Genomic DNA, 12,156 nt, shown 5'->3' on the forward strand with positions numbered 1-12,156 from the left:
CACCCTATCCAGCCACGGGGCACGGCGAAGGGCCCCGTCCGTACAACGGACGGGGCCCTTCAACCGTGGCGTGGCTGAGCAGTACTGGCGAGGTCGCGCTCCGGCCGCGCCCCCGAAGGGGCGCGGGGAACTGCGCGACCAGCCACGACGGCGCCGCAGACGACAACCGGCACAACGCGGCACTACCAAACGCGGCACTACCAGCGGAGCTCAGTGGTGGCCGTGGCCGCTCGTGATCTCCTTGTACTCCTCGACGGTCGGCTTCGGGATCTGGCCGTCCTCGTCGAAGTACGACTTGCTGAGCTTGGCGCGCAGCTTCTCGGAGCCCTTCACCTTGCGCTCGACGCCGTTCTCGTCGACCGTCGGGCCGATCTCGAGCGGCTTGTACTGCTCGTGCGCGGTGAGGGTGTACAGCGCGTCCTGGCTGAGCGGCTCGTGCACCTCGATGAACTCACCGTGCGGCAGGCGCTTGATGATGCCCGACTCGCGGCCGTGCAGCACCTTGTCCTTGTCCCGGCGCTGCAGGCCGAGGCAGATCCGCTTGGTGACGATGAAGGCGATGACCGGTCCGGCGAAGAAGCCGATCCGGACGAACCAGGTGACCGCGTTGATCGACAGGTGGAAGTGGGTGGCCCACAGGTCGTTGCCACCGCCGACCAGGCCGATCATGTACACGGTGATCCAGGCGACGCCGAACGCGGTGCGCGTCGGGGCGTTGCGCGGACGGTCCAGGATGTGGTGCTCGCGCTTGTCGCCGGTGACCCAGGACTCGATGAACGGGTAGACCGCGATCGCCGCCAGCACCAGACCGAAGAGAACCAGCGGGATGAACACACCGAGCACCAGCGTGTGACCCCAGAGGTTGATCTCCCAGCCCGGCATGTAGCGGACCAGGCCCTCGGCGAAGCCCATGTACCAGTCGGGCTGGGCGCCCGTGGACACCTGGTCCGGACGGTAGGGGCCGATGGCCCAGACCGGGTTGATCTGTGCGATCGCCGCGATCACCGCGATGACACCGAAGACCAGGAAGAAGAAGCCTCCGGCCTTGGCCATGTAGACCGGCAGCAGCGGCATGCCGACGACGTTCTTGTTGGTCTTTCCGGGGCCCGCGAACTGCGTGTGCTTGTGGTAGAAGACCAGGATCAGGTGGGCGACCACCAGGCCGAGCATGATGCCCGGCAGCAGCAGGATGTGGATCGAGTAGAACCGGGCAACGAAGTCGTCGCCGGGGAACTCTCCGCCGAACAGGAACATCGAGATGTACGTGCCGACGATCGGCATGGACAGGATCGCGCCCTGGGTGAAGCGGACACCGGTGCCGGAGAGCAGGTCGTCCGGGAGCGAGTAGCCGGTGAAACCGGTGAACATGCCCAGGACGAACAGCAGGAAGCCGAACAGCCAGTTGATCTCACGCGGCTTGCGGAACGCGCCCGTGAAGAACACGCGCATCATGTGCACGAACATGCCGGCGAGGAAGATCAGCGCCGCCCAGTGGTGGATCTGCCGGATCAGCAGACCACCGCGCACGTCGAAGCTGATGTCCAGCGTCGACTTGAAGGCCTCGCTCATCAGCTGGCCCTGCATCGGGACGTAACTGCCGTGGTACTCCACCTCGTTCATCGACGGGTGGAAGAACAGGGTCAGGTACACACCCGTGAGGATGATGATGATGAAGCTGTAGAGGCAGACCTCGCCCAACATGAACGACCAGTGGTCGGGGAAGATCTTGCGCATGTTGGCCTTGGCCAGGGAGTAGATCCCGAGCCGGCCGTCCGCCCAGTCGGCGACGCGCTCGCCGGCCGGTGCCTTCCCGCGAGAGCGGGACTCTGTGGTCTCTGTGGTGCTCATCCGCGCTCCCAGAATGCAGGACCGACGGGCTCATCGAAGTCGCCGAGCGCCTCGAGGTAGCCCTCGTCGTTCACGCCGATACGCAGCTGCGGCAGGGCGTGGCCGGCCGGGCCGAAGATCACTCGGGCACCGTCGGAGAGGTCGAAGGTGGACTGGTGGCAGGGGCAGAGCACGTGGTGCGTCTGCTGCTCGTACAGGGAGATCGGGCAACCGACGTGGGTGCAGATCTTCGAGTACGCGACGATGCCCTCGTGCGACCACTCGAGCTCGCGCTTGTCCTTGATGTCGGCGGGCTGGAGCCGGACGATCATCAGGGCGGCCTTGGCGATCTCGGTCTGGAACTCGTGGTCGTGCTCCTCCAGGCCCTCCGGCTTGGCGAAGGTGAGGGAGCCGACCGCGACGTCCGAGGGACGCAGCGGCTCGTTGGTGTTCATGTTGACGAGCAACGCGCCCTTGCGCCACAGCGTGTGGCGGAGCTTCGTCCCGGGCAGCGGACCGAGGTCACGCAGCAGGACGACACCGGAGAGCGGGAACAGGGCCAGCGCGCCGAACATCGTGTTGCGGATCAGCTTGCGGCGACCCAGCGCGGACTCCTTGGCGCCCTGCTTGAAGTCGGCCATGACCTTGGCCTTGACCTCGGGCGACGCCTCGATCGGGTGCCGATCGTCCGCGACCTCCACGTCGGACATCAGGGTGCGGGCCCAGTGGACCGCGCCCGCACCGATGCAGAACAGCGCCGTACCGAGGGTCAGACCCAGCGCGAAGTTCAGCGCGTTGAGGTGCCCGATCGGGAAGACGAAGACCGACTTGTCGTGCGGGATCGTGACGAACGAGGCGATGAAGCCGACGGTGGCCAGCATCGACACCGTGAACATCAGGGCGACCGCGCGCTCGGACCGCTTGGCGGCCCGCTCGTCGATGTCCTGGATCCGGTGCTCGTGGGGCGGCAGGCCGGGGTCGGCGAACGGGTGCTTCTCGTCCGCCACCGCGACGCGGGCGTCCTGCTCAGCGGGCAGGTTCTCTTCTGGAATCTCTTGGCTACTCATGACTTCTTGGCCTTTGCGGTCCGAGCGGCGACCCAGACGGCGACCGCGATCAACCCACCGAGACCGAAGATCCAGGCGAAGAGGCCCTCACTGACCGGGCCGAGGCCGCCCAGCTCCAGACCACCCGGGTTGACCGTCTCGTCGCTGTTGACCGCGTGCAGGTACGCGATGATGTCCTTCTTGTTCTGCTCCGACAGCGTGGTGTCGGGGAACGACGGCATGTTCTGCGGGCCGGTCTGCATGGCCTCGTAGATGTGCTTCGGGTCGACATCCTCGAGCGTCGGTGCGAACTTGCCCTTCGTCAGCGCGCCGCCCTTGCCCGTGAAGTTGTGGCACTGGGCGCAGTTGTTGCGGAAGAGCTCGCCGCCCTTGGCGATGTCCGCACCCTCGGAGCCGTACTGCTCCTCGGTCGGGACGGACGGGCCGGCGCCCAGCGAGGCGATGAACGCCGCGAGCTGGTCGATCTCGGCCTGCGAGTAGATGTTCTTCTTCTTCGGGACCTGGGCGCCCTGGGAGGTGGCGGCCGGCATACGCCCCGTCGCGACCTGGAAGTCGACGGCTGCGGCGCCGACGCCCACCAGGCTCGGACCGTCAGAGGTGCCCTGACCGCCGGTTCCGTGGCAGCTGGCGCAGCCGACGGTGTAGAGCTTCTTGCCCTCCTCGATGGTGAGGGACTGGGCGGATTCCTCGGCCTGCGCCTTGTCCGCGGGTGCGAACACGGCGTACAGCCCCCCCGTGCACGCCAGCGCGAGGAGTAGGACGACGACCGCCGCCAGCGGATGGCGTCGTCGTGCGGAGAGCTTTTTCACGGATTACCCCGGTGTCAGGATCTTCTGCGTCGATGCTTGCGGTATGTGCGTTTGTGGAACGCGCGCGGGATCGGGCCCGGCTACTTGATCATGTAGATCGTGGCGAAGAGGCCGATCCAGACGACATCGACGAAGTGCCAGTAGTAGGACACGACGATCGCGGCGGTCGCCTGCTCGTGCGTGAACCTCTTCGCCGCGTAGGTGCGACCGAGGACCAGCAGGAAGGCGATCAGACCGCCCGTCACGTGCAGGCCGTGGAAGCCGGTGGTCAGGTAGAAGACCGAGCCGTACGGGTCGGACGAGAGCGAGAGGCCCTCGTGCTTGACCAGCTCGGTGTACTCGTACACCTGACCGCCGATGAAGATCGCACCCATGATGAAGGTGACGATGAACCAGCCCCGGAGCTTCTTGACGTCACCGCGCTCGGCGGCGAAGACGCCGAGCTGGCAGGTGAGGGAGGAGAGCACCAGGATCGTGGTGTTCGTCGCCGAGAACGGGAAGTTCAGGGCGTCCGCCTTCTCGTGCCAGAAGTCCGGACCGGTCACCGATCGCAGGGTGAAGTACATCGCGAAGAGGGCCGCGAAGAACATCAGCTCGGAACTCAACCAGATGATGGTTCCGACGCTGGTGAGGTTCGGTCGATTGACCGACGGGTGCGCGTGACCCTTGTCTACTGTCGTTGCTGTCGCCACGACCGACATTATGTCGGTCGCTTATCCCGCCCTCACTCCGGGGGGTGCCGTTCGGAGTGTCTTCCCCGTTCATACCGGTGTTGACGTGGTGTTCAAGGGAGTAGCATCCGGCGCAACGGGCCTGTCCTTACGACGCAGACGTCACGGAGGAACAATGCAGCCGACCGCCACGGTGCTGGTCTACAGCGACGACTCCAACACCCGCGAGCAGGTGAGGTTGGCCACCGGGCGCCGGCCCGCTCCGGACGTGCCGGTGGTGCAGTTCGTGGAGTGTGCGACGCCTGCCGCGGTGCTGCGCGAGCTGGACAAGGGGGGCATCGACGTCTGTGTGCTGGACGGTGAGGCCGTGCCCATGGGCGGCATGGGGGTCTGCCGGCAGATCAAGGACGAGGTGTTCAACGCCCCGCCGGTGCTGCTGCTGATCGGGCGGCCTCAGGATGCGTGGCTGGCCACCTGGAGCCGGGCCGAGGCGGCGGTGACGTTGCCCGTGGAGCCGGTGGAGTTCGCGGGGGCCCTGGCTTCCCTGTTGCGGACGAAGAGGCTTCAGAGCGCCTAGGAGTTGGTGGGAGGGGCCCTCTCATACGCTCTGGGGACGCAGCCTTGCCCGTTCCGACGGGCTTGGGCCGTCCGGGGTCCCGCCCACCAGCGCGCTGCCGCCCCGCCACTTCTTCCAGGGCAGGTTCCAGTCGCCGAAGCCGTTGCCGAACGGTTCCATCGTGTTGCCGTACGAGTTGATGACCTTGACGATGTCGCCCTCGCGGACGTTGTCGAAGAACCACTCGGCGTTGGCGGTGCTCATGCCGGTGCAGCCGTGGCTGACGTTGGCGTAGCCCTGGGAGCCGACCGACCAGGGGGCGGCGTGGACGTACTCGCCGCTCCAGGTCACGCGGGTGGCGTAGTAGACCGGTAGGTCGTACGAGTCGGCGGAGCCCTCCGCTATGCCGATGCTGGTACCGCGCATACGTACGAAGTACTCCTTGCCCAGGACGACCTTGACGCCGTTGCGGGTCTCGAAGCCGGGTTTGCCGGTCGTGACCGGTATCGACCTGACCTCCTCGCCGTTGCGGTAGAGCGTCAGCTGGTGGGACGCGGCGTCCGTGACGGCGATGACCTGGTCGCCGATGGTGAGGGTCAGGGGCTTGACCTTGCCGCCCCGGAGGCGGTCGCTGATCTTGACGCCTTCGAGGTTGCTGCGGGCCCGGATCGTGGCGTGGGTGGGCCAGTACTCCTTGGGGCGGTAGTGGAGTTCCTTGTCGTCCACCCAGTGCCAGGCGCCCTCCACGGCGGGCGTGGAGTCGACCTTGAGGGCCCGCTCGACCGTCTGCCGCTGCTTCTTGTCCTTGACGGGCTGGCTCAGTTTCGCCGTGACGGGCTGGCCCACGCCGTAGGTGCCCGCCTTGGGGCCGAACTCCACCGTCAGGTGCTTCTGGGTCGTCGGCCTGCTGGTGTCGAAGGTGAGGACCTTGCGGCCGGGGGCGCCGTCCTCGTCCTCGGTGCTCACGCGCACCGTGTAGCGGGCGTTGGCGGCCAGCGGGGTGGTGCTGTGCCAGCGGGTGCCGTCGGCGGAGAGTTCGCCCGCGACGTAGCGTCCTGCGGCGTCCCTGGCGGTGACGTCCGTGATGCGGCCGTCGGAGTCCTCCGCGGTGATCTCCAGGGGCTTGTCGGGGTCGGCCTTCTTGCCGTCGCCCGTGGGGCCGTTGAAGGCGATCTGATCGGCCGCGTCGTAGGGCTCGGCGGACAGCGGGTTGCCGTCGCTGCTGCAGCCGACGGCGCTCGCGCCTATCGCGATCAGCAGGAGCGAGCAGCCTATGACGGTGCTCGTACGCGGTATTTGGCTCATGGCCTCACGCTAAGAAGCCATGTCACCCCCGGCGCGCCGGGTAGCGCGTACGGGTGACGTCGATTGCTGCAAAAGCAGGAGCCCGGACCCTCCTGACGGAGTGTCCGGGCTCCTGATGAGCTCAGCTCGTGTTACTGGGTGCGGTTCTCACCGCGGTAGTACTCGAAGACCCAGCCCCAGATGCCGATGAGGATCAGCGGCGCCGAGAAGTACATCAGCCACCAGCCGATCGCGATCGACAGGAAGGCGAACGCGCCACCGATCGCGAGGGAGAGCGGCTGCCAGCTGTGCGGGCTGAAGAACCCGACCTCGCCGGCGTCGTCCGCGACGTCGGCCTCCTTGTTGTCCTGGGCGCCCGTGTCGACCCGCCGGGCCGTGAAGCCCAGGTAGAAGCCGATCATGATGGACAGACCGAAGGCCAGGAAGAGGGCCGTCGTGCCGGCCGGCTCCTTCGACCACACGCCGTAGACGACTGCCATGGCGAGGATGAAGACGCTCAGCCAGATGAACATCTTGCCCTGAACCTTCACTTGCCGGCCTCCTTGCCACCAGCCAGAGCCTTCTCACCGTGAGGTGCGTTCTCGAGCTGGTCGAGGGCGGCGATCTCAGGGTGGTGCAGGTCGAACGCCGGGGATTCGGAACGGATCCGCGGCAGAGTGAGGAAGTTGTGCCGCGGCGGCGGGCAGGACGTCGCCCACTCCAGCGAGCGGCCGTAGCCCCACGGGTCGTCGACGCCGACCGGCTTGCCGTACTTGGCCGTCTTCCACACGTTGTAGAAGAAGGGCAGCAGCGACGCGCCGAGCACGAACGAGCTGATCGTCGAGATCGTGTTCAGGGCGGTGAAGCCGTCGGCCGCGAGGTAGTCGGCGTAACGACGCGGCATGCCCTCGGCGCCCAGCCAGTGCTGGACGAGGAAGGTGCCGTGGAAGCCGATGAACAGCGTCCAGAAGGTCATCTTGCCGAGGCGCTCGTCGAGCATCTTGCCGGTCATCTTCGGCCACCAGAAGTGGAAGCCGGAGAACATCGCGAAGACGACGGTGCCGAAGACGACGTAGTGGAAGTGGGCCACCACGAAGTACGAGTCGGAGACGTGGAAGTCCATCGGCGGCGAGGCCAGGATGACGCCGGTCAGACCACCGAAGGTGAAGGTGATCAGGAAGCCGGTCGCCCAGAGCATCGGTGTCTCGAAGGACAACGAGCCCTTCCACATCGTTCCGATCCAGTTGAAGAACTTCACGCCGGTGGGGACGGCGATGAGGAACGTCATGAAGGAGAAGAACGGCAACAGCACACCGCCGGTGACGTACATGTGGTGCGCCCACACCGTCACGGACAGACCCGCGATCGCGATGGTCGCCGCGATCAGACCCATGTAGCCGAACATCGGCTTGCGGGAGAAGACCGGGATGACCTCGGAGATGATGCCGAAGAACGGCAGCGCGATGATGTACACCTCTGGATGGCCGAAGAACCAGAAGAGGTGTTGCCACAGCAGCGCCCCGCCGTTGGCAGCGTCGAAGACGTGGGCGCCGAACTTGCGGTCCGCCTCCAGCGCGAACAGCGCGGCCGCCAGGACCGGGAAGGCCAGCAGGACCAGCACCGCGGTCAGCAGCACGTTCCACACGAAGATCGGCATGCGGAACATGGTCATGCCGGGCGCGCGCATACAGATGATCGTGGTGATGAAGTTGACCGAGCCGAGGATGGTGCCGAAGCCGGAGAAGGCCAGACCCATGATCCACATGTCGGCGCCGATGCCCGGGCTGCGGACCGCGTCCGACAGCGGGGCGTAGGCGAACCAGCCGAAGTCGGCCGCGCCCTGCGGGGTGAGGAAGCCGCCCACCGCGATGAGCGAGCCGAACAGGTACAGCCAGTAGGCGAACATGTTCAGCCGGGGGAAGGCCACGTCCGGCGCGCCGATCTGCAGCGGCATGATCCAGTTCGCGAAGCCGGCGAACAGCGGCGTCGCGAACATCAGCAGCATGATCGTGCCGTGCATCGTGAACGCCTGGTTGAACTGCTCGTTCGACATGATCTGCAGACCAGGCCGGGCGAGCTCGGCGCGCATGAGCAGCGCCATCACGCCGCCGATCACGAAGAACGCGAACGACGTGACGAGGTACAGCGTTCCGATCGTCTTGTGGTCGGTGGTGGTGAGCCACTTGACCACGACGTTGCCGGGCTGCTTGCGCCTGACCGGCAGCTCGTTCTCGTACGAGTCCTCAGCTGCCGCGGCACCCTGGGGTTCGTTGAGGATGCTCACAGGTTTGTCGTCTCCCGGTTCTTCTCGTGGCTCGTCTGCGCGATGCCGGCGGGAACGTAACCGGTCTGCCCCTTCTTGGCGAGGTCCTTGAGGTGCTGCTCGTAGCGCTCGGGGGAGACGACCTTCACGTTGAACAGCATCCGGGAGTGGTCGACGCCGCAGAGTTCGGCGCACTTGCCCAGGAAGGTGCCCTCACGGTTGGGGGTCACCTCGAAGGCGTTGGTGTGGCCCGGGATGACGTCCTGCTTCATCAGGAACGGCACCACCCAGAAGGAGTGGATGACGTCACGCGAGGTGAGGACGAAGCGGACCGTCTTGCCCTTGGGCAGCCACAGGGTCGGGCCCGGGTTGCCCGTCTGCGGGTTCCGGGTGCCGGGGGTGCCGCAGTCGTAGACACCGCCGGCGTTCGCCGGGAAGTCTTCCTTGAACCGGTCCGGGATCGCGGCCAGTTCCTTGGCCGTCTTGGCGTCGCCGGTGGAACCGTCGACGTTCTCGATCATGTTGAAGCACCAGCTCCACTGGAAGCCGACGACGTTGACGGTGACGTCGGGCTTGTCCTTGAGGCTGAGGAGCTTCGACTCGTCGCGGGCCGTGAAGTAGAACAGGACCGAGACGATGATGAGCGGGACCACCGTGTACAGCGCCTCGATCGGCATGTTGTACCGGGTCTGCGGAGGAACCTCGACCTTGGTGCGGCTGCGCCGGTGGAAGATGGCGCTCCACAGGATGAGGCCCCACACCAGCACGCCGACGGCGAGCGCCGCCGCCCAGGAACCCTGCCACAGGGAGAGGATCCGCGGAGCCTCTTCCGTGGTCGGGGTGGGCATACCAAGGCGAGGGAAGTCTTCCCAGTTGTACGAGCAACCGGTGGCTGTCGCCAGGACCAGGCCCGCAGTCATTGCCTGCAGCAGCTTCCGCCGCATCGGGCGCCGCGGCGAGCGGTCGGAGCCGTTGGGACTCACGTAGCGCCTTCCCGAGAGTCTCGCCCGCGCGGTTATGGCTGCGGCCTGGCCTTCTCGCTGGTCGGTCGCCGCCCTGCGTCGGGCAGGGGTTTGGATGTTTATGCGGACCAAACCCTAGCCGACGCCCTCCGGGGGTTCGCGGGGAGGGGGGCCTACTGGAGTGGGGGGTTCGCTTGATTGGCGGCTGCGGGTTGTTTGTGGCTGATCGCGCCCCGCGGCGGAGCCGCTGATGTCGCTGCCCCGCGCCCCTAGGAGGACGTTGCAGTCACCGGACGTTTAGCGTTGCCATGTGGGCTACTTTGACGCTGCTTCCAGTGCTCCTCTTCATCCCGTTGCCCGGCAGGGTCTCCAGGCCTCCCTCGATGAGGGGTGGGCTGATCCCGCCCGTCTCTATCGGGAGGGGCGGCGGGCGCGGTTGTTGCTGGACGCGGCTCGGGAGGCGGCTGCCGAGGCCGTGGGGTGCAGAGCCGATGAGTTGGTGTTCACCTCATCGGGGACGAGAGCCGTCCACTCGGGTGTCGCGGGCGTATTGGCCGGGCGGCGGCGGGTCGGACGCCACCTGATCGTGTCTGCCGTCGAACACTCCTCTGTGCTCCATGCGGCTGATGCGCACGAAGGCGATGGCGGGACCGTCACACAGGTCGCGGTGGACCGGGCCGGGGCGGTGAGCGTGGGGGCGTATGCGGAAGCCCTGCGGCCTGACACCGCGCTCGCCTGTCTCCAGTCCGCCAACCACGAGGTGGGGACCGAGCAGCCGGTGGCTGAGGTGGCCGGGGTGTGCCGGGAGGCCGGGGTGCCGTTGCTGGTGGATGCGGCGCAGTCGTTGGGGTGGGGGCGGGTCGAAGGCGACTGGTCGCTGCTGACGGCCAGTGCTCACAAGTGGGGCGGGCCCTCGGGGGTCGGACTGCTCGTCGTGCGCAAAGGTGTGCGGTTCGCGGTGCAAGGGCCCGCGGACGAGCGGGAGTCGGGGCGGGCGGCCGGGTTCGAGAACATCCCGGCGATCGTCGCCGCGGCGGCCTCGCTGCGGGCCGTACAGGCCGAGGCGGCCCAAGAGGCGGTACGGCTGCGGGAGCTGACGGAGCGGATCCGGGCGCGGGTGCCGCGGCTGGTGCCGGATGTGGAGGTGGTCGGCGATCCCGTGCGGCGACTGCCCGGTGTCGTCACCTTCTCCTGTCTCTATGTCGACGGGGAGACATTGCTGCACGAGCTGGATCGTGCCGGCTTCTCGGTCTCCTCCGGGTCGTCCTGTACGAGCAGCACGTTGACGCCCAGCCATGTGCTGAGGGCGATGGGGGTGCTGAGCGAGGGGAACGTGCGGGTGTCGTTGCCGTTCGGGACGGCGGCGGAGGACGTCGAGCGGTTCCTGGAGGTGCTGCCGGGGGCCGTGGCGTCCGTACGGGAGAAGCTCGGGGCGCCGGTGCCCAGCACTGTCGTACGGGAGGACGTCCTGGTCGTGGACGCGATCGGCAAGCTCTGTCCGCTTCCGGTCATCGAGCTGGCCAAGGTCATCGGCGAGGTGCCCGTGGGCGGCACGGTCCGGGTGCTCGCGGACGACGAGGCGGCGCGGCTGGACATCCCGGCGTGGTGCGCGATGCGGGGACAGGAGTACGTCGGTGAGGAACCGGCGGACCAAGGGACGGCGTACTTGGTCCGCCGGGTGAGCTGAACGCCCCGAAGGGCGGGGAGTCAGCCCAGGTGCGCCTGGACGTCGGCGGCGGCGTCATGCCCGTACGCCTTGGTGAAGCGGTCCATGAAGTGGGCCCGGCGCAGCTGGTACTCCTGCGTGCCCACGGTCTCGATGACGAGCGTCGCCAGCATGCAGCCGACCTGCGCGGCCCGCTCCAGCGAGACGCCCCAGGCGAGGCCGGAGAGGAAGCCCGCGCGGAAGGCGTCGCCGACGCCCGTGGGGTCGGCCTTGCGCTCCTCGTCGGGGCAGCCGACCTCGATCGGGTCCTCGCCCTCGCGCTCGATGCGTACGCCGCGCGAGCCGAGGGTCGTGACCCGGTGGCCGACCTTGGACAGGATCTCCTCATCCGTCCAGCCGGTCTTGGACTCGATGAGCCCCTTCTCGTACTCGTTCGAGAAGAGGTACGTCGCTCCGTCCAGCAGTATCCGGATCTCGTCGCCGTTCATACGGGCGATCTGCTGGGAGAAGTCCGCGGCGAAGGGGATCTGGCGGGAGCGGCACTCCTCGGTGTGGCGCAGCATCGCCTCGGGGTCGTCGGCGCCGATGAGGACCAGGTCGAGGCCGCCGACGCGGTCCGCGACGGTCTTCAGCTCGATCAGGCGGGCCTCGCTCATCGCACCGGTGTAGAAGGAGCCGATCTGGTTGTGGTCGGCGTCGGTGGTGCAGACGAAGCGGGCGGTGTGCAGGGTCTCGGAGATGCGGACCGAGCCGGTGTCGACGCCGTGCCGGTCCAGCCAGGCCCGGTACTCGTCGAAGTCGGAGCCGGCGGCGCCGACCAGGATCGGCTTCGTGCCCAGCTGGCCCATGCCGAAGGCGATGTTCGCGCCTACGCCGCCCCGGCGTACGTCCAGGTTGTCGACCAGGAAGGAGAGCGAGACCGTGTGCAGCTGGTCCGCGACGAACTGGTCGGCGAAGCGACCGGGGAAGGTCATGAGGTGGTCGGTGGCGATGGAGCCGGTGACTGCGATGCGCACGGCGTGGAGTCTCCTGCGGGGAGGTGAGGTTGACA

At 67.3% G+C, this 12,156-nt stretch carries 11 protein-coding genes; 2 read left to right on the top strand and 9 right to left on the bottom strand.

The features are described from left to right. Positions 1 to 210: 210 nt before the first annotated feature. The 4 genes from ACIREI_RS04770 to ACIREI_RS04785 all read right to left on the bottom strand — a co-directional run bounded on the left by ACIREI_RS04770 (position 211) and on the right by ACIREI_RS04785 (position 4,404). Entirely contained in the window at positions 211 to 1,848 is a 1,638-nt protein-coding gene (locus tag ACIREI_RS04770; protein ID WP_403327368.1) for a cytochrome bc complex cytochrome b subunit, read from the bottom strand. Further along, positions 1,845 to 2,894, bottom strand: a complete 1,050-nt coding sequence (locus ACIREI_RS04775; protein ID WP_403327370.1) for a Rieske 2Fe-2S domain-containing protein — start codon at positions 2,892 to 2,894, stop codon at positions 1,845 to 1,847. The genes ACIREI_RS04770 and ACIREI_RS04775 overlap by 4 nt, the downstream gene beginning before the upstream one ends. Beyond that, entirely contained in the window at positions 2,891 to 3,703 is an 813-nt protein-coding gene (locus ACIREI_RS04780; RefSeq protein WP_403327371.1) for a c-type cytochrome, read from the bottom strand. Before ACIREI_RS04780 ends, ACIREI_RS04775 begins: the two co-directional genes overlap by 4 nt. An 80-nt stretch (positions 3,704 to 3,783) precedes the next feature. Then, entirely contained in the window at positions 3,784 to 4,404 is a 621-nt protein-coding gene (locus ACIREI_RS04785) for a heme-copper oxidase subunit III (RefSeq protein WP_019756799.1), read from the bottom strand. A 145-nt stretch (positions 4,405 to 4,549) separates the two neighbouring features. Between ACIREI_RS04785 and ACIREI_RS04790 the strand changes: the two genes are divergently transcribed. Then, on the top strand, positions 4,550 to 4,951 hold the full coding sequence (locus ACIREI_RS04790; protein ID WP_403327372.1) for a hypothetical protein: 402 nt from the start codon (positions 4,550 to 4,552) through the stop codon (positions 4,949 to 4,951). A gap of 21 nt (positions 4,952 to 4,972) precedes the next feature. Here the strand turns inward: ACIREI_RS04790 and ACIREI_RS04795 are convergent, their stop codons facing one another. From ACIREI_RS04795 to coxB, 4 genes are all read right to left on the bottom strand, one after another. After that, on the bottom strand, positions 4,973 to 6,235 hold the full coding sequence (locus ACIREI_RS04795) for an Ig-like domain-containing protein (RefSeq protein WP_403327374.1): 1,263 nt from the start codon (positions 6,233 to 6,235) through the stop codon (positions 4,973 to 4,975). Between the two features lie 131 nt (positions 6,236 to 6,366). Beyond that, positions 6,367 to 6,765 carry a cytochrome c oxidase subunit 4 gene (locus ACIREI_RS04800; protein WP_128429252.1) on the bottom strand — a complete coding sequence of 133 codons (399 nt, stop codon included), beginning with the start codon at positions 6,763 to 6,765 and terminating at the stop codon, positions 6,367 to 6,369. Then, complete coding sequence (gene ctaD / locus ACIREI_RS04805) at positions 6,762 to 8,498, bottom strand: cytochrome c oxidase subunit I (protein ID WP_403327377.1); 1,737 nt, start codon at positions 8,496 to 8,498, stop codon at positions 6,762 to 6,764. Before ctaD ends, ACIREI_RS04800 begins: the two co-directional genes overlap by 4 nt. Next, the gene (gene coxB / locus ACIREI_RS04810) at positions 8,495 to 9,460 is read right to left on the bottom strand and encodes a cytochrome c oxidase subunit II (protein ID WP_403327379.1); all 966 of its coding nucleotides are present in this window, start codon (positions 9,458 to 9,460) and stop codon (positions 8,495 to 8,497) included. The genes ctaD and coxB overlap by 4 nt, the downstream gene beginning before the upstream one ends. Before the next feature lie 289 nt (positions 9,461 to 9,749). Between coxB and ACIREI_RS04815 the strand changes: the two genes are divergently transcribed. Beyond that, entirely contained in the window at positions 9,750 to 11,126 is a 1,377-nt protein-coding gene (locus ACIREI_RS04815; protein ID WP_403327381.1) for a cysteine desulfurase/sulfurtransferase TusA family protein, read from the top strand. 20 nt (positions 11,127 to 11,146) lie between these two features. Here the strand turns inward: ACIREI_RS04815 and ACIREI_RS04820 are convergent, their stop codons facing one another. Further along, positions 11,147 to 12,121, bottom strand: a complete 975-nt coding sequence (locus ACIREI_RS04820; RefSeq protein WP_403327382.1) for a carbohydrate kinase family protein — start codon at positions 12,119 to 12,121, stop codon at positions 11,147 to 11,149. Positions 12,122 to 12,156 lie beyond the last annotated feature (35 nt).

It is taken from the genome of Streptomyces sp. NPDC093591 (assembly GCF_044764885.1).
Lineage (GTDB): Bacteria > Actinomycetota > Actinomycetes > Streptomycetales > Streptomycetaceae > Streptomyces.